Source organism: Nemorincola caseinilytica (assembly GCF_039540515.1).
Taxonomy (GTDB): Bacteria; Bacteroidota; Bacteroidia; order Chitinophagales; family Chitinophagaceae; genus Nemorincola; species Nemorincola caseinilytica.
In genome coordinates, this window is record NZ_BAABFA010000008.1 from 116891 (window position 1) to 143865 (window position 26975).

Genomic DNA, 26975 nt, shown 5'->3' on the forward strand with positions numbered 1-26975 from the left:
ACCATTCGTTCCGTTCATTTACTGCCGTTTATTTCGCGGGGTCCTGCTGTGGCACCGGCAAGGCAAAGTGTGGGTTGTATATCACGCCCACAGGGTTGCCCCATGGGTCGCGTACCGACGCCACTACTATATCGCCGCCTACATCTGCAGGTTCCTCCAGAGGCGTGGCACCGGCTGCTATGAGTGCATTGTATGCCTGCTGCACATTGTCCACTCCCCAGTATACACTGCCGCCTACACCGGGTGGTGTGGCATGCGCCTCGCTGGGGTGCAGCCCCAGCTCATAGCCGCCCACATTATAGCCCACATAGAAAGGCTCATCGAAGTACGGCTCTATGCCGAATACATTACCATACCATTCCTTTGCCTTGGCCACATCGGGCACCATATATACTACGGTGCGCAGGCCATGAAGTTTTACTGCCATAGGTGAAGTGTTTTTTTAGAAAAGTAAATGTAGTGGAAGGCTTCCACTACTACCCCTTGCAAAGGAAGAATGTGGATATGATAGGTTTGCACTCGCATGAGAGCTACGTCTCAGGCGGGTCTCCTCGCCAAGCTATGAGCGCAGGCAGGGACCCGCCGCCCACTGGAGCGCGAGTTAGCCCAGCGCCCTCTTGCCGCGCACAGATAAATCAATGTACGACCTCTAGATGCACAGCAGGTCTTTTCTGCAAGACCCGATCAAGCCTATCCTTCCACCTTTCCCATCAAGGTTCTGAACATAATTAATTGACCTGCAATATAATGTATCTCGAAAAGCCTTGCCGCGATAAGGACATTCTATGCACACGCCACACACCTGCAAACCGAGTTATGCACACCTGTGCATTACTTCGTTACGGCGGCATTTCTATGTGTGGTACTTTCGGTATGTAAACAGCAAGAAAAGCTATGGATATAGAACAACTGATGCCACATGTAGAGGCGCTCATCTTTGCCAGCGAAAGACCACTGACGCAGATAGAGATGACCGAGATACTGGGTCAGGCGCTGGAAACAGTGATAGAGGCCGAACGCATCGCTACCTGCCTGGAAGCGATACAGGAGAAGTATAGCGCAGAGTACTATCCATTCCAGCTCATGGAGACCGGTGGCGGCTACCAGTTCCTTACCAAGAAGCAGTTCCACAAAACGGTGCTGCAGCTCAATGGCGAGAAGAACATCAAAAAGCTCTCTACCGCAGCCATGGAGACCCTCTCTATCATAGCCTACAAGCAGCCTATCACCAAGAGCGAGATAGAATATATACGCGGTGTAAGCGCCGACTACAGCATACAGAAGCTGCTGGAGAAAGAACTGATAGTGATAGCCGGCCGCAACGAGGACATGATAGGCAAGCCGCTGGTATATACCACATCCAAGAACTTCATGGACTACCTGGGTATCAATTCGCCTGCACAGCTGCCCCAGCTCAAGGACATCACCGATATGCAGATAGTGATGCCTACCAACGCTACCGAGGCCACACCTGCCGATACCCCCGGCCTGGTGATAGCCCCCAATACCCTGAAACAAGCATCGTAAAACATTTAGTAAGCAACAATAGAATTACGAATTCACAACCTGCCGCTCCCACAAAGGGCGGCTTTTTTTTAGAGTACAAGAGAGTAATATGTACATTTGCATCTCAAAAGATATTATGGCCCGCCATAGCGCCACATACCTGTTCAGTTTCCTTTTCCTTGCGGGCCTGAATGCCCATGCACAATCGAAAGCCGACAAGAAAACGCTGGCACAACTGCATACCGATATAGAATACCTGGCATCGGACGCGCTGGAAGGGCGCCGCACAGGTACTGCCGGTGAGCAGAAGGCGGCCGAATACATAGAGAAACGGTATCAGCAAATGCATATACCGCCCTATAAAGGCGGCTATTTCTACCCCTTCAGGTTCACTTATGGCAAAGCCATAGAGCCTGATACCCGTGTGAACATCAACAATGTGAACCTGTCTACACCTGCCGACTGTTTTCCTATGCCCTTCAGTGCCAGCAAACATGTAGCCGAGACCATACTGCCCGATGTGCTGGAACAGGAAAGCATATGGCTGGTATCGCTATATGCCGATGCCGATGAGGCCAATAACCCCCACTTCGATTGGGAGAAGACCACTTTCGACAAATGCCGCGAGGCAGCCAAGCAGGGTGCCAAAGCAGTAGTGTTCTACGATAATTTCGGTTCCAGGTATGAGCCGGAGTTCAACCGCCACTCTGAGTACGAGGCGGTAGATATACCTGTGATATTCGTATCGCACAAGGCATACAAAAAGGCCATTGCAGACCGCAGTGCGGGCAAGCAGGGCATAGTGGTGGACCTGAACATACACCTGGGCAAAACAGAGCGCAGCGGCAACAACCTGGCCGCGTATATAGACAATAAGGCAAAGTACACAGTAGTGCTGGGGGCACACTACGACCACCTGGGCTATGGCGAGGACCACAACAGCCTGCATGCCAATGCAGGCAAAGACCACCTGGTACATCATGGGGCCGACGACAATGCCAGCGGCACGGCCGCCCTGCTGGAAATGGCAGGCCGCATAAAGGCCAACAGGAAGCTGAAACACTTCAATTACCTGTTCGTGAACTTCTCGGGCGAAGAGCTGGGCCTGTATGGTTCCAAGGCATTCGTAAAGGCCGAAGGGCTGGACAGCAACAAAATAGCCTACATGCTGAACATGGATATGGTAGGCAGGCTCAATGACAGCACACATGCTCTTACTATAGGTGGTGTAGGTACATCGCCCACATGGGCAAAGGCCGTAGAGATGGCCGGCAGCAACTTCAAGCTGGTGATAGACAGTGCGGGTGTTGGCCCGTCGGACCATACCAGCTTCTATAATGCCGGTATACCTGTGCTGTTCTTCTTTACAGGTACGCACAAAGATTACCACAAACCCACAGACAAGGCCGACCTCATAAACTATAATGGAGAGCTGCTGGTACTGAACTATATAGACCGTATAGTGGCGGCCGTGGACAAGGAGGGTACAAGACCTGCCTATAGGGTGACCAAACAAGCCACTGTAGGCAAAACAAGGTTCAAAGTATCGCTCGGCATCATGCCCGACTATACATTCGATGGGGGTGGTGTACGCGCCGACGGTGTGACGGAAGGACGCCCTGCGGCCAAGGCAGGTATAAAGGCCGGTGACATCATCACCAGGCTGGGCGAGCACAAGATACAGGGCATGCAAAGCTATATGGAGACCCTGGGCAAATTTTCGCCCGGCCAGCATACCGAAGTGACCATACTGCGCGATGGCAAGGAAATGACCCTGCCCATAGAGCTGAACAAATAACATAAGCATTCCGATAATGAAAAGCCCCGCAATGTTCTTGCGGGGCTTTTCATTATATCGATCGCAGGTTACTCTTATGCCTTTACATTATCGGGATGCACTATAGCAATGCCTTTCTGGCTTTTTATCTTACCGAAGCCACCCAGTACATTCCGCAGGTTGTGGTAGCCCTGCTTTTTCAGTAGCGATGCCGCTATCACCGAGCGGTAGCCACCTGCGCAGTGTATGTACAGGTTGTGCGTATCATCTATTACGGCTATGTTCAGCGGGTCGGCAAGGGTATCGAGGGGTATATTGGTAGCGCCCTTCACATGTGCCGCATCGAATTCGCCCGGTTTGCGTACGTCTATCACTTCCAGCAGGTCGTCGTGCGGCATATCCATTGCCAGTTCATCGGGTTCTATGTCTATTATCATGTCTATGGGCTCGCCTGCGGCCTGCCATGCTTCATAGCCGCCTTCCAGGTAGCCCTGCACATTGTCTATACCTACCCTGGCCAGGCGTATGATGCTCTCCCTTTCCTTGCCCTCCTCTGTCACCAGCACCAGTGGCTGGTCGTATGGCAGCATGGTACCTGCCCACTCTGCAAAACGGCCATCCAGGCCTATGCTCACCGAGCCGGGCACGAAACCCAGTGTAAATATGGTGGCCGGTCTTGTATCCAGTATCCATACACCCTCCTTCGTTCTTTCTTTGAAAGCCGCTATAGAAAGGGCCTGCATACCGGTGCCTATCACATCGGTCATGCTGTCATATCCTTCTTTATTGATACGGGCATTGATGGGGAAATATACAGGAGGCTTGGACAGCCCGGTGGTAACGGTCTTGACGAACTCATCCTTTGTCATTTCCTGCAGCGCATAGTTGGTGGCCTTTTGCGCACCTATGGTACTGTGCGTCTCCGGCCCCAGGCTTTTGCCGCACGACGAGCCGGGCCCGTGCGCAGGATATACTATTATGTTATCGTTCAGCGTCTTTATCTTGTTCTGCAGGGTATCGTACATCATACCGGCAAGCTCTTCCTTGCTCAGGTTGCCGCTGAAGAGGTCGGGACGGCCCACATCGCCTACAAAAAGGGTATCGCCGGTAAATATGCAATATGGCTTGCCACCCTCTTCGTGCAGCAGGTAGCAGGTGCTTTCCAGCGTATGTCCCGGTGTGTGTATAGCCTTAATGGTGAGTTTACCTATTTTGAACTCTTCTCCGTCTTTGGCCATATGTATGGGGAAGGATGCATTGGTATCGGGGCCGTATAATATGGGTGCGCCTGTACGCTGCGAGAGCTCTATATGCCCACTTACGAAATCGGCATGGAAATGCGTCTCGAAGATGTATTTGATCTTTACGCCCTTTTCTGCTGCCATTTGCAGGTAAACATCCACATCGCGCAGGGGGTCTATCACTGCTGCCTCGCCGTTGCTGGCTATAAAATATGCTGCCTCGCTCAGGCAATTGGTGTATAACTGTTTTACGTCTACCATCGTTCTTTTGGGCCGGGATACTATTTTCCCATGCCTGTTGCAAAAATACTATAAACCCATATGAAAACTGCCATTGCTATATAAGATCGCTCTATATCTCTGTGACCTTGCTGCCTGGCAAATATGCACTACGGATGCGCTGCCACCCATATCTCCCCATCTTCAAAGACCTCCTTTTTCCATATGGGTACTGTCTGTTTCAGTGTGTCTATGGCATAGCGGCATGCCCGGAAGGCCGCATCGCGGTGCGCGGCCGATACGGCTATTATCACCGCTATGTCGCCCACCTGCAGGGCGCCTGTGCGGTGATGTATGAGCATTGCATGCAGCGGCCATTGTGCGGCTGCGCTGCCGGCTATTTTCTGCATCTCGCTCAGGGCCATGGCCTCATATGCTTCGAACTCCAGCCGCAATACCTTTCGGCCCTTGGTGCTATCGCGTACCGTGCCCACGAATATATCTATGCCACCACTCTGTGGCGACATCACCCCGGCTATGCATTGCGCCACATCCAGTGGTGCGGCAGAGATATGTATATCGTACGTTGTCATTTTCTATCCTCCGCTTACAGGGGGTATTATGGCCACTTCGTCGCCGGGCGATATGTGGTCGTCAATGTTGGCATATTTACCATTCACTGCTATAGCGAAGGAAGTAAGCCCGGAAAGTGCGGGGAATTGTCCCTTTAGCACACTTATAAGCTGCTCTACGGTACTACCCTCAGGCAGCGATATACCTATGGCCGCACCGCCCATTATCTCGCGCGCTATGCCAAATGCAAATATGTTCAGGGTCATCCGTTATCGCTCTTTGTGTGCCAAAGATACGCCAGGTATAAAAAAGTATCGCGGCCCATACAGGCCGCGATACTTTTATCATTCACGCTTTAAGGTCAGGGTTTAGAACTTCGTCCAGCTCTTCCACCATGTATCGCCTACGCTGCAAGCGCCGCGGTAAGATACTGTAGAGAAGAAGCTACCCAGCCTGCCGGTGCTCACTACACCTGTAGTAAGTACAGAGCCGCTGTTGGGGTTGGGGTTGAAGCTGGCGCCCGAAGCATATGCTGCAGACAGGCCGGCATCAGATGTATTGGTCACAGAAGCATTGTTCCATGAAGGGTTGGTAGTGGTAAGGAAAGTGTTGAGCGAACCGAGTGAGGTAGAAGATGTACCTACTGTGTCGAAAGCCTTAGATATACCACCTACTGTAACACCTTTGAACTCTATAGCGCCAGAAGACATGTTGTTAGCGCACTTAGAACCGTCGAGCAGTATACCTGCTGAGGGGAAGCCAAGCAGTACAGAGTTGATGATAGCAGGGCGAGAGTTCCTTCTTACATGCGCAGCACGCTTGTAGTTGGTGTTCACTGTGGTAGTGCTTGTCTCTTTAGGGCCTATTATTGTCATGTTGGCAAAGGTAGGTGCAGTGAACGGTGTGTTATCTGAACCGGTAGCATCGTTATCTACCTCGAAGCCATTGCTGCCCGATATATCCGCATCAGCAGGATCGGTGATGGCTATACCGAACTGTACATTGCCACGGAAACCGAAGTCAGCATCGAAGTTGTCATCGTGTGTTTTGTAAGAGATAAGGTGCGAACAGTTCACCGTGCCGCCGAACCACTCGAAAGCATCGTCATAGCCATAAGAGCACTGTACATAGTCTATCTCGGTGCCACGGCCTACTGCGCCCATTGTCAGCGAGTTCAGCTCCTTATCGGGCTGGAAGGGGTAACCTGCATATTCTATGCGTACATACTTCAGCTTACCTGAGTTGTCATTGTCATCGGTACCACCGTATATGCCGTCACCGGCAGAGTTGTTCACTCCGCCTTCTATTTCGCCCTGGCCGGGTACGCTGTTGAAGGTAGCATTGGTAGTGGCCTTGCCCAGCAGCACTATACCACCCCAGTCGCCGGCAGCAGGTGTACCTTCGTTAGACGTGAATACTATAGGGCTGTCTACAGTACCTACGGCCATTAACTTAGCACCACGAGTTACCACTATACCGTTCTTGCCTTTTATGGCTTTTATGGTAGCGCCCTTGCCTATTGTGAGGGTAGCATTGTTCTTCACATATATCATGGCGCTGATGGTATAGGTCTTACCGGCCCACAGGGTCCTGTCAGATGTGATATCGCCACTCAGTTCATAACCAAGGGTATCTTCTGTAGGTGTTACCGGTGTTACGGGGTCGGGGTCGTTGTTTTTCTTTTTGCAGGATACTGCAGCGAGGATCGATACAGCAGTGATCGCGAAAATGATCTTTCTCATGTGCTTTTTAAATTTTGCACAAAGTTCATTTGGCTATGTTACGGCAATATTACCCCAACATTAAGCGAATGATATATCTGCCATGATGTACACAATAGAATAGACCCGGATGCACCGCATCAGTAACACAAAGAGGCCTCCTGTACAGGAGGCCTCTTTGCTTGTTGTATGCTATGTGTACGTCTTAGAGGTTGTACATGAACGACACGGATACCGTAGTGCCGGTGAGCCTGGATATACGCAGGAAATCGCCGGTAACATCGTATGTGCCGTTCCCGTTGATGTCCTGGTAGAAATTGGCCTTCTTGTTCAGCAGATCGGTAACAGACAGTTTCACCCCTGCTTTGTCTTTGAGCAGCTTTTGCGATATCTGCATATCGAACAGGGGCCTTGGCGCTTCCCATATATTGGGGTTCTCCTGGTTGCCTACCAGGAATATCCTTCTGCCTATCATGTTGAAGAGCAGGGTAATGCTGGTGCCCGACCTCTCGCCATCGTACTGCAGGCCGCTGTTGATAACGTATGGAGACTGACCCTGCATAGGCCTGTCCACCTTCAGCTTATCGCCGGTGCCGGTAGTTACCTCAAAGTTCACATTGTTGAAGATGTATGATGCATTGGCGAATGCCGTGAAACGCTCTGCCACACCGGGAGCAATGAAATCGAGACGCTTGCGGAACTCTATCTCGGCGCCATAGCTGCGGGCAGATGGTGCATTATTATAAGTGAACGAGAATGTATTGACACCCGACTCGTTGTAGAACTGCTCTATGGGGTTTACAAAGTACTTGTAGAAAGCGCCAACAGTGAACATCTCGCCCGAGCGGGGGTAGAGCTCATAGCGCAGGTCGAAATTGCTGATCTTGGTGCGCTGCAGATCGGAGTTGCCCTGCACGGCTGCCAGCAGCTCGAAATCGTAGAAAGCGAATGGAGACAATTCCCTGAATTCGGGCCTTATAACTGTCTGCGATGCGCAGGCGCGTATATTGGCCTTTTCGGTAGGCTTGTATGTGAAGTTCAGAGATGGAAGGAAGTCTCCAACGTTCCTGTCCACGCTTACAGGCTTATTGCTCCTGAAACCGTTCAGCACCTGGTTGAAGTTCTCATAACGTACGCCCCATACCAGCCTGTACTGCTCGCCAAAACTATTGTCCAGCATCACGAAGCCTGCATTCAGCAGGCTGGATGCGCTATAGTCATAGTCCTTATCGCTCAGCTCATTGAGCTGAAAACCTGTATCGCTCATATTCTGCACGGCGAACAGTTCATTGGCAGGCAGGGTAAGCAAAGCATTGGTGCCACCTACCATACCGAAGGGCCTTGAGTTGAATGTCCTTGATTTTGTCTGGCCCATGTAGCCCGCCTTTATAGTATGGTTGCGGCCAAAGAGGGTGAAGGGTTTGAAGGCGTCTACGCTGGCGTTCACTATATTGTCGGTGAGGCGGGAGTAGAGCATGCTGGCCGATGCAAGCGATGGCAGGCCGCTGGGTACTACGGCCAGGAAGCTGCTATCACCGTCAGATCTGCGGTATTCCATCCTTCTCAGGTTGGGCTGGTTCTGTGCCAGGTTCACATAAGATGTGTTCCAGTTTATCTTGGTCTTTGCTTTCTCCAGGAAATGGTTACCCGCCAGTTGTCCATTGACGAAGGACGTAGACTTGAACGCTTGCTGGAAAGCCATTACATCGCCGCCATAATCGTTGTTGCGGCCATTGCGGATGAGGGTATTGTTCTGCGATGTGATGTTGTAAAGACCTTTCAGAGATATCTTGTTGTTCTTGTTCATTTCCAGCGTCACATTGCCCAGCGCACCCCACAATACTTCCTCGTTGTAAGACTCTTCGTTGAAATCGAGTGTTTTCTCTACGGGGTCGGTACCCTGGTTGTAGAAGGTGCGTGTCACTTCTGTGCGCCTGTTCTGCTTATTGTAGCTTACTGCCGCTATTGCGCCAAGGGTTTTGCCACCCAGCACCTTCTTGTTCATACCTGCTGCCGCCTGGAAGTTGGCATTGGGCGCACCGCTGCGCATCTCATAGCCCCAGTTGTTCTCCAGGCCTTTCGATATCTCTATACGCTGCGCCTTGGTCAGTTTCCTGAAGTTGTCCTTGTCGGGCACGCTCGATGGCAGTGCCCTTGTACCGTCGTCTATACCCAGCCAATCCAGCTTTCCGCCATTGTAGTGTGCGAAATCCTGTCCCACGGTCTGCATATTGGCGCCTGAACCTACCTGGAAGGACATGAAGTTCTTAGAAGGTACATCTTTGGTGTTCACCTGTATGAGGCCACCGGCGAATTCGCCGGGAAGATCGGGTGTAGCGGCCTTGTTCACTACTATATTCTCTATCATGCCCGAAGGGAACAGATCGAAAGAGAAGCTCTTGCGGTCGGGCTCGGTGCTTGAAAGCAGGGCTCCGTTCAGCGTGGCCTGGTTGTACCTGTCGGCAAGGCCGCGTACTACCAGGTATTTACCATCCTGTATAGATGCGGACGATACCCTTTTCAGTACTTCACCTGTATTCCTGTCGGGCGAGCGGCGAATGGCCTCGGCCGATACTACCTGCGCTACCGTATTGGTATTTTTCTGGTAGGTGATCATGGCGCTGATGTTCTCCTTCTTCATAGAGGTCTTCACCACCACATCGGCCAGCTGGGTAGCTTTTGCCTGTCCTATTATCACGTTCACCTTGGCTTCTTTTTTGTCTTCTACCACTATATCGGCCACTTCTTTAGCCTGGTACCCAACATATTTTACTTCTATAGTGTATGTGCCTGGGGCTACCTCCAGCACAAAGTTGCCATCTATATCGGTAGTGGCGCCTGTGGTAGAGCCTTTTACCATCACTACAGCGCCTATAACGGTCTCGCCGTTCTTCTCGTCCGTCACTTTTCCGGTTATTTTGCCACCGGCAAGCACATTAAAAAAAGAGAATAATAAGAATGAAATTAAAGCCAGGCTTCGCATCGAATAAATTTTGATGCAAAAGTCCGCTTCCAATATTATCATATTGTTACGTCAAGTTTACGCTTGGGTTAAGTTAATATTCCGGAAATATTCCCTTAACATGACCGGTAAGTTGTGGACAGGAAAAGGCTCAGTTCTGCACGGACGAAGCTATCATAGGCGCCTCTGCGCAGGGGGCGAACGAGCGGCGGTGGTAAGAGGTGATGCCATGCTGCTCTATACCGCGCAGATGGGCCGGTGTACCATAACCTTTATTGTCGTTCCAGCGGTAGTGGGGGTACTCGGTGTGTATGCGCATCATATATTCATCCCTGTGGGTCTTGGCCAGTATACTGGCCGCGGCTATAGACGCATATTCGGCATCGCCCTTCACTATGCACTTGTGCGATATGCCGAAGTAGGGCGGAAAGATATGCCCATCTATGAGCAGTAATTGCGGCCGGGCCGTGAGGGCATCTATGGCCTGGTGCATAGCGCTGAAAGACGCTTTCAGGATATTGATGCGGTCTATCTCGGCAGCATCGCTCATGGCCACGGCCCAGGCAAGGGCCTCGTGCTCTATGATGGGGCGCAATTCGTTGCGGTGCGCCTCGGTCACCTGTTTGCTGTCGTTCAGCAATGGGTGGTGGAACCCGGCAGGCAGAATAACGGCCGCTGCGAACACAGGTCCCGCAAGGCAACCCCTGCCGGCCTCATCGCAGCCGGCCTCTACCAGGTCTTTCGTATAATTCAGCTTCAGCATGTACCACTACGCTCAGTGTGGCAAAAATACGGGAATACGCCCTGCGAAATGCATAGGCCCCTCCCCATCCCTCCCCCCAATGGGGAGGGCGGTGTTATTTCAGCTTGTCGTTCTCGCGGTGGCGCCCGGCATCGCGTATGTTCTTTTTCTCAAAGTTCTTCTGCAATGCATCGGTCAGGTCTATACCGGTCTGGTTGGCAAGGCACATCAGTACCCACAGCACATCGGCCATCTCGTCGCCCAGGTCTTTGTTCTTGTCGCTCTCCTTGAACGACTGCTCGCCATAGGTGCGCACCATGATGCGCGACAGCTCGCCTACCTCTTCCATGAGTATGCCCAGGTTGGTAAGCTCATTGAAATACCGCACCCCTACGGTGCGGATCCAGCCATCTACCTGCTGCTGGGCCTCGCGTATGCTTATGTCTGGTGCCACTAAGTGTATTTTTGTTTGTTTACGCAAAATAATGGAACTTTCCCGTTCGATAAAGGCCGGGTATACCATTCCGGCACAAACAGCAAAGGACAACCGATGTACGCAACAGATATAGCCGCAGCCGATGCGCTGAAACAGAAAGTAAAGGATATAAGGAAGAACATAGGCAATGTGATAGTGGGCCAGGAAGATGTGGTGGAGAAACTGATAATAGCCATACTGTGCAACGGCCATAGCCTGCTGGTAGGTGTGCCCGGCCTGGCCAAAACACTGCTGGTAAAGACGATATCGGATGTGCTGGACCTCTCGTTCAAGCGCATACAGTTCACCCCCGACCTGATGCCGAGTGACATAGTAGGTGCCGAGATACTGAACGAACAGCGTGCGTTCCAGTTCATAAAAGGCCCCATATTCGCCAACATCATACTTGCGGATGAGATAAACCGTACGCCGCCCAAAACACAGTCGGCACTGCTGGAGGCCATGCAGGAGCGCAATGTGACGGCGGCCGGTGTGGTATATAAACTGCCCGCCCCCTTCTTTGTACTGGCAACACAGAATCCCATAGAGCAGGAAGGTACATACCCCCTGCCCGAGGCGCAACTGGACCGTTTTATGTTCCAGGTGACGCTGGACTACCCCAGCTTTGCCGAAGAGGTGACCGTGGTACGCAATACTACTGGTGCCCGCGTGCCCGAGCTGAGCAAGGTGATGAGCGCTGAAGAGATACTGTACTTCCAGGAGCTGGTGAGGCGTGTGCCGGTGCCCGATAATGTGCTGGAGTATGCCGTAGGCCTGGTGCAGAAGACACGCCCCGGCACTGCGGGAGCAGCCGCGGCCGCTACGCAGTACCTGGCCTATGGCGCAGGGCCGCGTGCCAGCCAGTACCTGGTGCTGGGCGCCAAGTGCCACGCACTGGTGAACGGCAAGTACTCGCCCGATATAGAAGATGTACGCGCTATGGCAATGCCTGTACTGCGCCACCGTATACTGCGCAACTATAAGGCAGAGGCAGAAGGCATGACACAGGAGGCGCTCATAAAACAACTGATGTAAAAAATATCACCATGGAGAACCTGCAACAGAAAGCGAACTTCCTGAGGAGCGGATATACCGCCATGCTGCAACAACTGGACGAGAATGCCGGTCGTAAATGGGGCAAAATGAATGTGCGCCAGATGATAGAGCATATGAGCGACTATATACGCATAGCCAGCGGCCGCACCTATATGGATGTGATAACACCCGCAGAGCACCTGCCACGCATGCAGGCGTTCCTGGAGAGTGAAAAACCGTTCAGGGAGAATACGCCCAACTCGCTGATGGCCGATGAGCCGCCAGCGCTGCGCCATACAAGCAAGCAGGCCGCCATAGCAGAACTGCAGGAAGAGGTGGACCATTTCTTCAAAGCATATGAGAGTGAACCGGGCAGGGCCGTCAACAATCCGTTTTTCGGTGTGCTGAACTATGACCAGCAGGTGCAACTGCTGTACAAGCATAGCACACACCACCTGCGCCAGTTCGGGGTAGATATGCAGTAGGGTGGGCTGCTTATTGCGGTCGTATGCTGTATCGCACTAACTTTTGCCTATTCCGATACGCCCTTACCAGATATGGATATACCTATGAGCTTATATTCCTATCATATTCTTTAACTTTACAAGATACAGGTCAAAAACAGCAAGCATATGCTTAGAAGATACGCCTCTACGATATTCATGATGGCCATAATGGGTGCGGGTGCCACGCAGGTGGCGGCCCAGCAGTTCCAGCGTGATGCCAGTATAATTACATACCTGGGTCGCAAGTTCAAGATGGCGCCGGTAGCTGTGAGGGATGATAAGGGCACCCGTGAGATGCGATCGCCCGTGCAGATGGACGGCAAGATCATATACGCTGCCGGCGAGGTGACCACACCATCGCGGTGCAAGCTGGCAGATGGTACACTGGAAAAATACCTGGTGGATGGCCTGAGCGAAAAACTAAAGGCCGAGAAATGGCCCGATGGCACCTACCGCATAAATGTACACTCGGTGATAACCGATGAGAGCGGCAAGGTAGTGTTCTTTGCTTATGAAGGCACCAGCAAGAAGAATGGCGACTCGTGGACATCGGTGAGCGATGGCCCCATACCTACTACGGTGCAGAAACTGATATTGCAGGCGCCTATGCACCCCGCTATGTACGAGGGCAATGCGGTCATTGCCTACAACGACATGTACCTTGATGACAACGACATAGTGGTAAAGAACCACACTATAGTGTCTTACGCCAGGAATAAAGAAAGGGCTTCGAAGCACTAGTGCTGCGGCGCAGTTCATTATCAGAGGCGGCTCCGGGATACCGGGGCCGCTTTTTTATTCCTTCATCATCTTCTCTACTATGGCGGCCACCTGCTTTTCGGTGACCTGGCCCTCTATGAACCTGCGCTGTTGCCTGCTGGGGTTTACTATGATGGTAGCAGGTATAGAGCCCTCCCATGCGGCATCTACCTTGGGCACAAAGACATTGGGGTCGGTATCGCTGAGCCATATCACCTGTGGCAGCAGCCGCTTGCGCTGTATGAAGGTATTGAGCTTCATGGGGTAGTCGCTCTTGAAATCGAGGCTGACGAGGAGCACACGCACGGGCCTGCCCTCGAAGCGCTTATGCAGCTCGTTGAACTCGGGCAGCTCCTGCACACAAGGGGCGCACCATGTGGCCCAGAAGTTGATGATGTAGGTAGTATCTTTTGAAGAGGTGCTGCGTATCACCTGGTCCATGCTCATGGCAGGTATCTGCGCGTGCGCGCGTGCCCCGCAGCAGATGATGACCAGCAATACTATCCAATATCGTCTCATGGTATGGTAGTTTAGCATAGTAAAGGTAAGGCACCAAGCTGAACCATGATAGTATGAGAGCACTGCGATGAGGAGGTGGGTCCCTGCTTGCGCACAAGGCTTGGTGAGGAGACCCGCCTTTTACTTTAGAGCCAATGTTCGCGCGGGGGATCATTAAAATAAACGCAATGCGAATATTTGAAATGTACCCTTAGAAACAGGCTCTTATTGTTTAGTAATTATTTTATGGATAGTGGCTGGTGAGCTGCCGGAAATAGTGCATATATAAATGCCAGGTGGTATTGGGGAAAGGTCAATAGTGGCTGATGTATGAGGTATTGAAGCGGAGAGGATCTGCCTGCCGGCGACATCGCAAAGAGTGAGGGCGGATACGGCGGTGCAGGAGGGGCAATGGATGGTTAGGGATCCACTGACGGGGTTAGGGTATATGTTTATGGTGGCATTGTTCCCGAGTGTATTTACTGCGGTTTCGCATTCGTTCACTGTGATGTATCTTACGGCAAAGCATTCGCCTTCAGCAACTTTGTAGGTAATGGTGGCTGTGCCTGCACTAATGCCTTTGACTTTACCAGTGACGAGATCGACCGAGGCAATTAGCGGGTCGCTGCTAGTCCACAGGCTGCCGGGTATGCTATTGTAGAGCATGATGCTATCTCCTATGCACACGTTGGATGGGCCGGTAATGGTATCGGCAACACCCTGTACTTTCCATACAAGGTTGGGCAGGCTGAATGCCGTGCCGTGGGGGTAAAGGTTGAGGGTGCTATCGGTATAATCGCATGCGGTGCCTGCGGCATTGGGGTGGTTAATACTATTGAGGTAGTAGGGGCCGCCCGCCACAGCCACATATATCTTACCGTCGGGCGCTAACCGTAATGAGTGCGGCTGGCAGGCATATGGGCCGGGCGAAAATGTGGTGAACCTTGTGCGGGATGCTTTTATGGCTGCGGGATCGGATAAGGAAAGGTCTAACTGGATAATGAGGTTGGTATCTATGCTGGTGGCATAAAGCTTGGTCTTGTCTGGAGAGAATTCGGCACTGTAGAGGGCTTCGGAGGCTATTTGCCGGCAGTTGCTTATAATGCCTGTAGAGGGGTTGAAATCGTACAACTCACCCGTGCCACGTTCAATGATAGAGTTTAACTGATAGCATGCCAGGAATAAAGACCGCCTGTCGTGGCTGCACTTCATGGCACCATGATGGTATCCATTGCCAGCAAAGGGAAGCGCAGTAGCAGAGAACAGACCTACATTTTGTACAAGGGGTGGGCTAATGCCATGTTTGGTAATTTCATAAACGTAAAAAAGAGATGAGTCTGAGCGGTGGGCCAGCAGCCAGATGTTGCAATTATTGCCGGCAATGGCTATCATTTTTTCGCTTACGCTATCCATGAGGAAGGTGTTTGCGGTGCCGGGCACCACATCGCCCAGCCCGCCATCGAGGCTCATATCTATTACCGAGTAGGAGAGCTGGCATACATTATAAATGCCGCCCCATGGCGAATAGGAGATGGAGAAGAGGTAATACTTATTAGTATCATTAAGGAAGGGTACTATAACGGCACCCTGTGTGGTGCTGTAAGAATCGAAATCGGTGGGTATGACGGAAGTGCCGGAGGGCATTACATTGCCGAGGCGGTTATGAACAGTTTCCCCTTCGGTGTAGAATAGCAGCTCTCCATGAGAATTGGCAATACTTGCAGCGCCCTCGAATGCGCGTACAGAGGATATACTGACAATGGGAGCGCCGGAGGTGAAATTTACCAGTACGCTATCCCCAAATGCCCAAACCTGGTTTTCGGGGATGTAATACTGGGCATTGCCATACATGCAGCAAAGCATTATGGTGCAGCAAGTGAGTATAAAGGCTTTCATGGTACATGGGTGCAGGTGTAGACAAATATACCAAAAATTGGCTTATGATGTTGCGAACTGTTTCCATCCTGCCGTAGCTACAAGCTACGGCGAACTGGTATAGACACAAGTCGAAAAGACTTACTAGGAGTAGGACACAAGTGAAAACACTTGCGGCAGTGGGGGGGGGCTCAAGGCTTGGCGAGGAGACCCGCCTTTTTACTTTATAATCCTTCCCTCGAGAATTGAACGTCTAATTAATCTGTAAAACGAAGACAACTTTTTCCTATTGCCTGCCGAACAATTATTTGCAGCATTTTTAAATGAACTATCGATGCAGGGGTATTCCTTAGGTTCGCAATCGATCTGAAATTCACCCGCTATTTCATCCGCCCAATCTTCAATAAATGCGCTGTCAATATTTTTGCTCGACAAAAATGACATTAAAAAATTAGGGTTCCATTCTACAAATTCTTTACAAGCCAGGCCCAATGCTTCAGATAACGCCCCATCCGCTTTTGGGAGCATTTTGCTCACTAGAAAAATATAAAACGGCCGTGTCTTATTGTTGGACGTTTTTAAACTGTCTATTATCGAAAACGTTCGATCGTCATCAGATGCCCTAAATTTCCCTTGATAAAAACTCTTTGCATTTTCAGATATCAAGGGGTCATTAAGATAATGTGATATTTTTTGCAAAGGTTGACAAAAGGATTCCTTTCCATAAAATATTGTTATCAAAAACAGAAGATATATCGTGCGATGCATTACGATAAAATTAAAGAATCCACCCAGTAAATAAGCGGCTTCTTATCATTTGCGTATTAATGCCTAAAGTATTGTTGTGTGTTGGACACCAATGGAAAGCACTTTGCGCGATGAGATAAGTAAAAACAATTAGGGCCCCATACTGGGCGATAGTACCAACCCGATAACATAACTAAGTGAGATGAAAAAAATGATCGTCAGCGAGAGTATTATAACTATTCCGCGCAAGCCCTTTTGGTTCCCCCATCGCCAAACGAGAAAATATGCCGAAAACATACAGATCATGAAAAGCAAAAACACTAACATTAGTTCCATTCTTCAAGATCTTTTGCAATAAGATCAAGTTTTAGAGCGAGCAGAAGTAAAATAGAAAAGAGATCGGATCGTGAATGACAAACATCGCCCGAGGGCCCTGATAGCTTTCTGAACCACTGAACATATTTTTTTCAATGTTTTTTTCTATTTTGCTCTGAAACATATCACACTATGCAATTCAGCGCGAAACAGATAGCCGGTATATTAAATGGAACGATAGAAGGGAACCCTGATGTGACGGTAAGCACCCTGTCGAAGATAGAGGAGGGACGGCCGGGATCGATATCGTTCCTTGCCAACCCGGTATATACCCAGTACATATATGGCACTGATGCATCGCTGGTGATAGTGAACAAAGATTTTGAGGCCACTGCCCCCATAAAGGCCACGCTGATACGCGTAGAGAGCGCGGCGGCCGCCTTTGCAAAGCTGCTGGAGATGTATGACCAGGTAAAGCGCAACAAGACAGGCGTATCGAAACAGGCATACATATCGGATAGCGCAAAGGTGGGCGAGGGGCTGTATCTGGGCGAATTTGCGGTGATAGGCGACAATGCCCGCATAGGCAACAATGTGAAGATATACCCGCAGGTATACATAGGCGATAATGTGACGGTGGGCGATAACACCACCATATATGCGGGTGTGAAGATATACTCTGACACGGTGATAGGCAGCAAGTGCATCATACACTCGGGCACGGTGATAGGCAGCGATGGTTTCCGTTTCGAACCGCAGAACGAGGAGGGCCAGCGCAAGGTGCCACAGATAGGCAATGTGGTGATAGAGGACGATGTGGAAATAGGTGCCAACTGTGCTATAGACCGTGCCACACTGGGATCGACGATACTGAGGAAAGGTGTGAAATTCGACAACCTGATACATATAGCCCACAATGTGGAAGTGGGCGAGAACAGCTACTTGGCGGCCTGCAATGTGATAGCGGGATCGACACGGATAGGCAAGAACTGCATGTTCAGTGGGCAGGTAGGTATAGTAGGGCATTTGCAAATAGCCGACAATACCATCATCACCGCACAGTCGGGCATATCGAAGAGCATTACCAAGGCGGGTGAGGTGCATATGGGGTCGCCGGCCTTTGATGCCAACAAATACCGCAAGGCATACATACACTTCCGCAACCTGGACAATATAGTGCAGCGTATAGACAAGCTGGAAAAACAGAACAAGCAGCAACAGGGCTAGAAGCGTATGCGCACTGTGTTGTAATATAGTCTGGAGGGGTCGGAAGTATCGAGCAGGAGCCGCTCTGCGGCAGAGCCGTGATTGACGGCTATCTCCATATGGCCTGCCTTGTTGAAACGGCAGAGGGAGTGCCCCACGGGTACATCGTTGTAATGGTGGCTGATGGCGGCTATCTGCTCTATCTTTACCCGTTTCTGTTTCTTATCGTTCTCTTGTTCGTAGAGCATTGTGGGCGCATCTTGCGCCACATTCAGTATCACCTCTATACCAAACTCTTTCATGCCCACCAGCTCTTCGAATTCGTGCCTGCGAATGTCGAAGGTGACATTGCCATACCTGTCTACACGCAACACCCTGCAGTCCACACTTGCACCGGTGGTCTGCAAGGGCAGTAGCGGCTTTAATGCCTGCAAAGAGATGGGCGTATGCGGCAGTGGATCTGCCGCATGTATGCGTTGCAGCATTCGTGCGGCGTCCTGTATCCATGTGCCGGTATGGTATGGCTTGCCGTATGTGTGGCAGAGGCATGCAAGGGCAGCGGCCTCGTCGCCAAGGGCTAGTGGCAGCAGGCCATTATCGGGCGCGATGAAGTAATGCCCCTGCCATGCGATGAGCGCCATGGACGGGCGGCTACCCACGAAGAGCGCTACAGGAGCGATATGCACCGTTCCTGCCGGGAAGTAGTGCCATGCCGATGCCAGTATGTGCGCGGCTTCGCGCTGGCTTTGCGGTGGTATGTGGTGCGTAAGGTCTGTGAGCTGTGCATGCGGCAGGGCAGAGAGCAGCGTACCCCGTACCGTAGCCAGTGCGGGATCGCGGGTGCCGAGATCGGTAATGAGTGTGACCATCATGCAGATACCTTGTAAAGATACGCCACTAGCGCGTTTTGAGCATCTGGTAGTATGCAGGGTCTATTTGCCTGAAGCCTAGCTGCAGTGCCTTTTCTACATCCTGCAGTGCTGCGGTCTTGTTGCCCTTTTGCGTATAGCAGTAAGAGCGGGAGTAGTAGATCTCTCCCATTTCGGGCATGAGGGAGAGGGCCATCTCGAAGTCCTTCATGCCCTCGTCGCAGCGTTTTAGGCGCTGGTAGAGCCTGCCCCTGTTGAGCCAGGGAGCGTACATGTCGGGGTTCTGCGATATGGCAATGCCATAGTGAACGAGCGCGGAATCGGTCATACCCTTCATGTCGAAGTAGTTGCCGTAGTTGCTGTGTACCTCCGGGAAGTAAGCCTTGGCAGCGATGGCATTGCGGAAGCAGATGCCTGAGGAGTCGAGATCTTGTGTAATGGCATAGGTGATGGCCAGGCCCAGGTATGCATTGGCGGTGCCCTCGGTATTATTGAGCTTGAGGGCGGTATAGTAGTAGCGCTTGGCATCGGCATATTTGGCGGCACCACGCTGCAGCTCGCCCATAGATACGATGGGGTTGACGAACTTGGGATCGAGGGCGATGGCCTGCGACAGCAGGTAGTATGCCGAGTCGTAGCAGAGCCTGCGCTCGGCCTCGTTCACGCTTTCGTTGAACTTGTTGAAGTAGTGGAAACCAAGGTTGTTCCAGGCATTGGGGGCAAGGGGTTGTTTCTCTATCTCGTCGCGCCAGAGGGTGGGAGTATCGTACCAGTCCTTGCAGCGGGCCGATGTGGCGATGCCCAGTACCAGTGCATATGTGCCCAGGGCGGCGAGGGCCATTTTCCCTTTGCCTTTATCACGCTCGAAGAGCACAGACACATACCAGCCGGCTATGAAGAACAGGCCCAGGTAGGGGATGTAGGAATACCTATCGGCAAGGATGGCGCCACCTACGGGTATGAACTGCAGTAGCAGGGCTATATTGATGAGGAAGAAGAGGGCGCCGAAGAGTACTGCGCGGTTGCGGCGCACGAGCCAGAGCCCTGCCAGTACGGCCAGCGAGAGTGCTATGTATATGTAGTATTGGGCAGGCAGCACACCATCGGTCTTGGGAGGGTAGGGGTAGAAGCAACTGAGGTTGGCAGGTACAACGGCCTTCCAGAGATATGTGATGAGGGCATAGCCGCCCACGGCCAGGCGCTCGATGGGACCATACTCTACGCTCTGTGTGGCCAGGGAGCCGAAGGCTTTCTGGTCTATCATGGACCTGATACCGAAGGCGATGGATATAGCCAGCAGGGGTAGTTTTTCCAGCAGCAGGGATGTGCGCCATTTTCGTTCTGCGTAGAGGTCTATGGCCATGAGGGTGACGGGCAGTGTGACCGCCACGGGCTTGGCCAGCAGGGAACAGAGAAAAAAGAAAATGATGGCCGCATACCACTTATACCTGCCGCTGCCATGGGCCCTGCGGTAGTAGAGATGACCTATACATGCGGCCACATAGAAAGTGCCATACAGTACATCTTTGCGGCCGGAGAGCCATGCTACAGATTCGACATGCATGGGGTGTAGGCCGAAGAGCAGCGCCGTAACACCCGCTGCTACCTGCCGCCCGGTGAGCTTTTGTACGAAGACATAGACCAGTATGGTGACAAGGATGTGCAACAACACATTATCGAGGTGGTAGAGCCAGGGGTCGAGGCGAACAAAACTGTACTCTATGGCATAGCTGAGAATGGTGAGCGGGTGGTAGTTGCCCATGATGGCCGTAGAGAATATATTCTTCAGGCCCTGTGCACTGAGGTCCTTTATAAGTGCATTGTCGCGGATATAGCCGGGATCGTCCCAGTTGGTAAGGAGGTTCTGCAGGCTGGCCTTGTAGAAGGTGAACGTGAGTAGCGCTATGATACCCATGACCACATAATGCCCCCGCCGACCGGCAAACCAGCTTTGGCCTGGCTCTTTCGCTTCTTTACTTCCCTGCACCGATGGCCTGCCTGCGGCAGGTGAACCTGCTGTGCGGGATGAGCCTGCTGTACGCGATGGACCCGCTGTGGCCTGTGGTCTGTTCCTGTTCTTTGCCATGAGACACTAAAGTACTTAGCATGATCGGGAATACAAAAAAGTGGATCTCGTGCGTTGCGAACGCACTGCCATTGCATCCTCTTCACAGGCGAGGACGGGTCACAGACGAGCTAGCTTATAACAAGGGGACAGGTCACGGGCAAAAGAAAAATACACAAAAGGCGCACAAGGGTATTGTGTGAACAAGGCCACAAGGTACATGCCGGGATATATCATTTTTGATGCCCGATAGGTATAAAAAGAAGGGCCCCACATGTGGGGCCCTTCCTGTATGCGAAGCAGATGATGCTATTGCTGTTTTATGAGCTTCTGTGTTTTGATAAGGGTACCATTGCCATCGAACAGGGTGATGATGTAGATACCATCGGCAAGACCTTTGATGTCTATGGTCTTTGCCTCCTGTACATCTATGAGCGCCTTGCCATCGACACTGCTGATGAGTGCGCGTACCGATACAGGCGATATGATGTTCACCACATTGCTGGCAGGGTTGGGGAATATGCTTGCATCCACATCGTTGATGCTGGTAACGGCAGTGGGGCCTTTCCAGTCGGTGAGGACATAGGTAGCAGATACCGACTGGCAGCCATTGGTATCGGTAACGGCCACTTTGTAGTTGCCATTGCCGGTAACTGGTGTGCTCCATGATGTAGCGCCTGTAATGGGCAACAGGTCTTTATACCACTGGTAGGCGATATAGTAGTTGCCTGTGCGCACCGACGAACCATTGTAAGATACTATGGGGTTTGGCAGCGGTACGCTGCTCACCTCTATGACATTGGTGCTGATGGTGCAGCTACCCGGTACATTCACCACACAATGGTACAGTCCTACCGCGGCGGCAGTGAGCGTAGGCCCATTAGCGCCGCCTATAGGCGATCCATTGAACTGCCACTGGTAATTGAGCGCACTACCAAGGCCCGATACGCTGGTAGACAGCAATGCGCTACCGCCCCAGCAGAATTTGGCAGGGGTGAGCGCGAGTGTAGTAGCGCCGCTGATAACGGTAACAATGGTATCGGCATGGGTCATATCGCTGCAGCCGGTAGTAGGGTCGGTCACCATTACCCTATAGCCGCCGCCTGTGGTGGCCAGGTAGGTAGAATTGGTGGCAGCAGGTATGGGCGTGCCATTTTTATACCATTGGTAGTCGAAGCCCAGTGCAGCATCGAGCACTACGTTGCTGCCTATGCAGAACAGGCGGATACCGCCGGGAGTGATGCTGACATCGGGCAGTGGGTTCACTACCACGGCGAACGCTGTAGATGTAGCCGTACAACCTGCGGCATTGGTGACCACAACAAAGTAGTTCTCTGCCACTGTAGCGCTGTAAGCCATGCTTGTAGCCCCGGCTATAGCCCCGGTGGCATCGTGCCACTGGTAGGTATAGCCGGGGCCTGATGCTGCGGTGAATGTGACATTATCGCCATCGCAGATGGTAAGCGGACCGGAGGCCGATACGGCATTGGAAGGCAGTGCGCTTGCCGTAACAGCTACTGTAGATGATACCGCCCAGCAACCTGCCGGATTGGTAACGCGTACCGCATAGCTGCCAGATGTGGTGGCATTATAGGTATCACTAGTGGCGCCCGGTATGGCAGTGCCGCCAAGCTCCCACTGGTAGGTGAGACCTGCACCAGTATTGGCCTCCAGCACAACAGGGGTACCTGCGCAGGTAGCAGTGGTGCCGCCCGGTACAGTAATGGTGGCCGTAGCAGGAGTGACCGCAACGGTCATGGGTACAGATGTGGACGAGCAGCCGGATGCTACTATGACCTGTGCGTGGTAGCTACCTGCCGCTGATGTGATGAAGGTAGGGGAAACAGCGCCCGCTATGGGGCCTGCCGCATTGTACCACTGGTAGGAAACACCGGGCGATGTGCTGACGGTGAGTGTAGTGAAACCACCGGGGCAAAGTACAGTATCGCCGATGGCCGTGAGTATGGCCGGCGGTGCTGCCGATACAGTAACAGTAGTATTGACAGTGCAACCCGTAGAGGTCTGCGTATATGTGATGATGGACGTACCACCTGTGACACCGGTATATACACCCGTGCCCGATACTATAGTAGCCACAGATGTGGTGCCGCTGGCCCATGTGCCGGGCGTTGCACTATTGGTAAGTGTGGCGCTGGAGCCGGGGCACAATACCAGCGGACCGCCTATGGCAGGTGGTGGTGTATTTACCGTCATTGTGCGAACACGATAGCAAGAGTTAGCTATGGTATAGGTGATGTTGGCAGTGCCTGTGGCCGAACCTGTGACCTCGCCGGAAGCATTGACCGGTGCGGTGGTGGCATTGCTGCTGCTCCATGTGCCTGCCGGTGTAGAAGTGAGCGTGACCGTGGAACCAAGACATACCGAAGACGGGCCGGTGAATGCCGTAGGCAGGGAGTTGACCGTAACTATTCGGGTAACAAAGCAGCCACCACTGGTATAGGTGATAGTAGCAGTACCTGCCGATATGCCTGTGACCACACCGCCCGATGATACTGTGGCCACCAGTATATTGCCGCTGCCCCATGTGCCGGGAGTGCTGGTAGAGCTAAGTGTAGTAGTGGCGGCTATACATACGGTAGCAGTACCTGTGATGCCCGAAGGTAGCGGGTTCACAGTTACAGTGGCCGTTCTGATGCAACCATTGGTGCCGGTAACGGTTATTACCGATGTACCTGTGGCAACGCCCGTTACCACACCTGTAGTAGCATTTACTGTGGCTACTGTAGTGTTACCGCTGGTCCAGCTGGGGGTAGGCGCGGTAGTGCTGAGTGTAGTATTGCTATTGAGGCAAACAGAGAGCGAGCCTGTGATGTTACCTGGCAGTGCCTGTACGGTCACCTCCCTGGTGGCGGTACAACCCGATGTGGGCAGTGTATATGTGATGGTAGCATTGCCACCTGTAGTGATAACACCTGTTACCGAGCCCGATGAATTGACGGTGGCTATGCTGGTATTGCTGCTGCTCCATGTGCCGCTGCCTACGCTGTGGCTAAGCGTCTGCGACGTATTGGCACACATGATGGCCGTGCCGGTGACGGCCGCAGGAGCGGCATCTATCGTTGCTACGGTGGTGATATAGCAGCCTGTAGAGGTAGCCGTATAAGTGATGGTGGCCGTACCAACGTCCACTCCAGTCATACTGCCGGTACTTGCATCTATGGTAGCTATAGCCACATCAGAGCTGGCCCAGGTGCCGGTGCCAGATGTATTACTGAGCGTGGTACTATTGCCCACACATATGCGCGTATCGCCGGTAATGGCCGCAGGCAAGGCATTCACGGTTATGGGTGTATGGCTGGTGCAACCGAACGGCGTAGTGTATGTGATATCTGCCACTCCGGCGGCTACGCCCGTTACCACACCTGTAGTGCTGGCAACGGTGAACTTGGTGATATCGGCGCTAGACCATGTGCCGCCTGCCACCACATTGGCCATGGTGGTGGTAGTGCCCGGGCATACGGTGGCTGTGCCAGTGATGCTCTCTACAGAATCGACCGTTATGGTCTTCTCTGATGTACAACCCAGGCCCAATGTGTATATAACGGTATCGGTACCGGCGAGCAGCGAAGTGTATGTGCCTGTGCCCGCATCTATGGTGCCCAGTGTGGTGTGGATATTGCTCCACGCGCCGCCGAATGTGGCTGTTGCAAATGTGGAGCTTTCTCCGCGGCACAGCGCAGTATCGCCGGTGACGGGGGTAGCCACTATGGGTGCTACGGTAACCACTGCACTGGTATAGCAGGTAGGGGAAGAATAGATAATAGTGACAGTATCGGCCGATACGCCTGTGACCCAGCCCGAAGTATCGATCACGGTAGCTACTGCGGGGTTCATGCTGCTCCAGGTGCCATCGGTACTAAGGTGAGAGAGCTTTGTGTGTGACCCTATACAGGTATTGAGCTCCCCGGTAATGTCGGCGCAAATGAGGGTAACAGAGTAGTTGTCGAAATAGGCATTGAAGGCATCGGGGCCTGCACCCAGGTATTTAGCGCTGTAATTGGCATAGAAGCCAAAGGTGGTCATGGGTATGGATGTATAGGAGGCATCTACCACTACACCTACGGGCGTGAGTACACCCGATGAAGGCACAGAGAAGCCGCCGGTACCATCATCGCGTACAAAGAGCGTCCAGCGTGTGGTAGAGGGGTCGAACACTACACGAATGGTAGTATAGTTGGTAGGGGCGAAAAGGAAGGGACCGGACGAGATGATAGGCGTGACCGTACCCAGCAGGCCCCCGGTATACTTTACAAGCTGTACCCCGAAAAGCAGAGCGGGGTCGAACATAACTGCGTATCCGCTGCCGGCATTGCGTACATCGGGGTTATCGCAGGCCAGTATGGCCACGGCATTGTCAAAGCCATCGCCAAGGCCCGAGGGATCGAGGCCGGTACGCATATTGAACGTCCATGAGACGATCTGGGTATTGAGGCCGATAGTGGTATTGAAAGGCGTAGTATAGGTAGATAGCGGAGCCGTGGCCTGGGCGAACCCATTATTGATAAGCCCTACCGGTGAGGTGCCCACGCTGACCCATGGGGCCAGCTGATTGGGGGTGAGCAGGACGCTACCCGCAGAGCCACCTATCTGTACATTGGCAGAGCTGCCGGGGTTGAAATCGGTGTTGCCCGTGACCACCGTATAGCCTGCAGGAGCGAAGCCTGGAGGAGCGGTGAAGTCATCGCTGAAAACCGTTGTTTGTGCCAAAGCTAGCTGGCGACCGGCTAAAAGGGCAGCAATAAGAAAACAAAAACGTAACATTTTGGTCATGGCAGTATTACATTGATCTTGAAGAACAGCAAGGTACTAATAATAAACTAATTTACAAAAAAAATAATATATTGTTTATAATTCGTTGAGATGCAATTACTAGCAATAAATATAGGGTAAAGGCCGTCATACGATCGTAAATTGCAATATACCACAGTATACCGCCCGTACTATGTATGCTAACAAAGCCCTTACCTTTGTGCCCGTGATAGAACTGGCCATACATACAAGCACACACGCCTATGCGGTAGACCGTTTCCTGGGCAATGCCGCACGCACGCTGCACACTGTGGCCATACAGGTGAACAATGCCGTGACGGCAGAGCGCATAGAGGTGTTGCTACAGGGCGATGAGACGCCTGCCGAGGACAGGGGCATGCTATTCCTGTACCCGGTAGACGATAACAGGTATTGCCTGCAACTGTGCTACATACAGTATGCCGACCAGCCTAGTGCGGCGCCTGTGGTGTACTCGTTTCGCTTTTTGCCAGACTTCTTTACACAATTCTCTGCCGAGGCGCTGACGGCCAACAGGCCGTTCCGCTTTGATGAGACGACAGAGATGCAATTCACGGTATGTACGCGATCGCGCGCGCTGTTGCAGCAGGTAGAGCAGGAGTCGCAGGCCACACCGCTGATACGGTCGCTGATGTATACCGAGCATGCTATGCACCTGCTGCGCCGTGCGCTGGAGTGCATCACACTGCCCTTTGCGCCTTGCCAGGTGCCTGCGTGCCGCTTCCTGGCATACGAAAGCGAGCGCGAGAAGATAGAACTGGCACGACAGATAATAAACGACAGCCTGGACCAGCCGCTGACCATACGCGAGCTATCGCGCAAGGTGGCCATGAACGAGTGCTACCTGAAAAAGGGCTTCAAGGCCATAACCGGCAATACGATACACGAATACCAGCAATCGCGCCGCATAGACCGGGCCAAAGAGCTGCTGCAACAGCAGGGCCTGTCGGTAACGGATGTGGCCAATACGCTGGGCTATAGCAGCATATCGCACTTCAGCACTGCCTTCAAGAAGATGACGGGCATGAAGCCATGCGAGCTGCTGGCATGACCCTCTTGTCAATTCGTTAAAGGC

21 protein-coding genes are annotated in these 26975 nt (G+C 52.3%); 7 read left to right on the forward strand and 14 right to left on the reverse strand.

What is annotated here, in order from left to right:
• Positions 1–28: 28 nt before the first annotated feature.
• Positions 29–427, reverse strand: a complete 399-nt coding sequence (locus ABD843_RS05540) for a VOC family protein (protein WP_345079749.1) — start codon at positions 425–427, stop codon at positions 29–31.
• 467 nt (positions 428–894) lie between these two features.
• Between ABD843_RS05540 and scpB the strand changes: the two genes are divergently transcribed.
• Together scpB and ABD843_RS05550 are read left to right on the forward strand one after the other, a co-directional pair.
• On the forward strand, positions 895–1527 hold the full coding sequence (scpB, locus tag ABD843_RS05545) for an SMC-Scp complex subunit ScpB (RefSeq protein WP_345079752.1): 633 nt from the start codon (positions 895–897) through the stop codon (positions 1525–1527).
• A gap of 115 nt (positions 1528–1642) precedes the next feature.
• A complete protein-coding gene (locus ABD843_RS05550) occupies positions 1643–3304 on the forward strand; it encodes a M20/M25/M40 family metallo-hydrolase (protein WP_345079755.1) in 1662 nt (553 codons plus the stop codon).
• A gap of 74 nt (positions 3305–3378) precedes the next feature.
• On the opposite strand, the gene ABD843_RS05555 is transcribed toward ABD843_RS05550, so the two are convergent.
• The 7 genes from ABD843_RS05555 to ABD843_RS05585 all read right to left on the reverse strand — a co-directional run bounded on the left by ABD843_RS05555 (position 3379) and on the right by ABD843_RS05585 (position 11195).
• A complete protein-coding gene (locus ABD843_RS05555) occupies positions 3379–4785 on the reverse strand; it encodes an MBL fold metallo-hydrolase (RefSeq protein WP_345079758.1) in 1407 nt (468 codons plus the stop codon).
• Between the two features lie 128 nt (positions 4786–4913).
• Complete coding sequence (locus tag ABD843_RS05560; protein WP_345079761.1) at positions 4914–5336, reverse strand: molybdenum cofactor biosynthesis protein MoaE; 423 nt, start codon at positions 5334–5336, stop codon at positions 4914–4916.
• A gap of 3 nt (positions 5337–5339) precedes the next feature.
• Positions 5340–5582 carry a MoaD/ThiS family protein gene (locus ABD843_RS05565; protein WP_345079764.1) on the reverse strand — a complete coding sequence of 81 codons (243 nt, stop codon included), beginning with the start codon at positions 5580–5582 and terminating at the stop codon, positions 5340–5342.
• A gap of 102 nt (positions 5583–5684) precedes the next feature.
• Positions 5685–7058, reverse strand: a complete 1374-nt coding sequence (locus ABD843_RS05570; protein WP_345079767.1) for a hypothetical protein — start codon at positions 7056–7058, stop codon at positions 5685–5687.
• Positions 7059–7242: 184 nt separating this feature from the next.
• The gene (locus ABD843_RS05575) at positions 7243–9942 is read right to left on the reverse strand and encodes a TonB-dependent receptor (RefSeq protein WP_345079770.1); all 2700 of its coding nucleotides are present in this window, start codon (positions 9940–9942) and stop codon (positions 7243–7245) included.
• 208 nt (positions 9943–10150) lie between these two features.
• Complete coding sequence (locus ABD843_RS05580; RefSeq protein ID WP_345079773.1) at positions 10151–10762, reverse strand: ribonuclease HII; 612 nt, start codon at positions 10760–10762, stop codon at positions 10151–10153.
• Positions 10763–10856: 94 nt separating this feature from the next.
• Positions 10857–11195: a nucleotide pyrophosphohydrolase gene (locus ABD843_RS05585; RefSeq protein WP_345079776.1), complete on the reverse strand. Its 339-nt coding sequence runs from the start codon at positions 11193–11195 to the stop codon at positions 10857–10859.
• Between the two features lie 96 nt (positions 11196–11291).
• On the opposite strand from ABD843_RS05585, the gene ABD843_RS05590 reads away from it, so the two are divergent.
• The 3 genes from ABD843_RS05590 (at position 11292) to ABD843_RS05600 (ending at position 13498) form a co-directional block, all read left to right on the forward strand.
• Positions 11292–12251, forward strand: coding sequence for an AAA family ATPase (locus ABD843_RS05590; protein WP_345079779.1), 960 nt, complete (start codon positions 11292–11294; stop codon positions 12249–12251).
• 11 nt (positions 12252–12262) lie between these two features.
• Positions 12263–12736: a DinB family protein gene (locus ABD843_RS05595; RefSeq protein ID WP_345079782.1), complete on the forward strand. Its 474-nt coding sequence runs from the start codon at positions 12263–12265 to the stop codon at positions 12734–12736.
• 147 nt (positions 12737–12883) lie between these two features.
• Entirely contained in the window at positions 12884–13498 is a 615-nt protein-coding gene (locus ABD843_RS05600; RefSeq protein WP_345079784.1) for a hypothetical protein, read from the forward strand.
• A gap of 54 nt (positions 13499–13552) precedes the next feature.
• Here ABD843_RS05600 and ABD843_RS05605 read toward each other — a convergent pair whose 3' ends face one another.
• The 3 genes from ABD843_RS05605 to ABD843_RS05615 all read right to left on the reverse strand — a co-directional run bounded on the left by ABD843_RS05605 (position 13553) and on the right by ABD843_RS05615 (position 16630).
• Complete coding sequence (locus ABD843_RS05605) at positions 13553–14035, reverse strand: TlpA family protein disulfide reductase (RefSeq protein ID WP_345079787.1); 483 nt, start codon at positions 14033–14035, stop codon at positions 13553–13555.
• Positions 14036–14239: 204 nt separating this feature from the next.
• Entirely contained in the window at positions 14240–15910 is a 1671-nt protein-coding gene (locus ABD843_RS05610; RefSeq protein WP_345079790.1) for a T9SS type A sorting domain-containing protein, read from the reverse strand.
• A 198-nt stretch (positions 15911–16108) separates the two neighbouring features.
• Entirely contained in the window at positions 16109–16630 is a 522-nt protein-coding gene (locus ABD843_RS05615) for a hypothetical protein (protein WP_345079793.1), read from the reverse strand.
• A 513-nt stretch (positions 16631–17143) separates the two neighbouring features.
• Between ABD843_RS05615 and lpxD the strand changes: the two genes are divergently transcribed.
• Complete coding sequence (gene lpxD / locus ABD843_RS05620) at positions 17144–18178, forward strand: UDP-3-O-(3-hydroxymyristoyl)glucosamine N-acyltransferase (protein WP_345079796.1); 1035 nt, start codon at positions 17144–17146, stop codon at positions 18176–18178.
• Here the strand turns inward: lpxD and ABD843_RS05625 are convergent.
• From ABD843_RS05625 to ABD843_RS05635, 3 genes are all read right to left on the reverse strand, one after another.
• Positions 18175–19029 carry an SAM hydrolase/SAM-dependent halogenase family protein gene (locus ABD843_RS05625; protein WP_345079798.1) on the reverse strand — a complete coding sequence of 285 codons (855 nt, stop codon included), beginning with the start codon at positions 19027–19029 and terminating at the stop codon, positions 18175–18177. The genes lpxD and ABD843_RS05625 overlap by 4 nt on opposite strands.
• 25 nt (positions 19030–19054) lie before the next feature.
• Positions 19055–21112: a hypothetical protein gene (locus tag ABD843_RS05630; RefSeq protein ID WP_345079800.1), complete on the reverse strand. Its 2058-nt coding sequence runs from the start codon at positions 21110–21112 to the stop codon at positions 19055–19057.
• A gap of 288 nt (positions 21113–21400) precedes the next feature.
• Positions 21401–25819, reverse strand: a complete 4419-nt coding sequence (locus ABD843_RS05635) for a beta strand repeat-containing protein (RefSeq protein WP_345079803.1) — start codon at positions 25817–25819, stop codon at positions 21401–21403.
• A 235-nt stretch (positions 25820–26054) separates the two neighbouring features.
• Here ABD843_RS05635 and ABD843_RS05640 point away from each other — a divergent pair, with 235 nt between their 5' ends.
• On the forward strand, positions 26055–26951 hold the full coding sequence (locus ABD843_RS05640) for a helix-turn-helix transcriptional regulator (protein WP_345079806.1): 897 nt from the start codon (positions 26055–26057) through the stop codon (positions 26949–26951).
• Positions 26952–26975 lie beyond the last annotated feature (24 nt).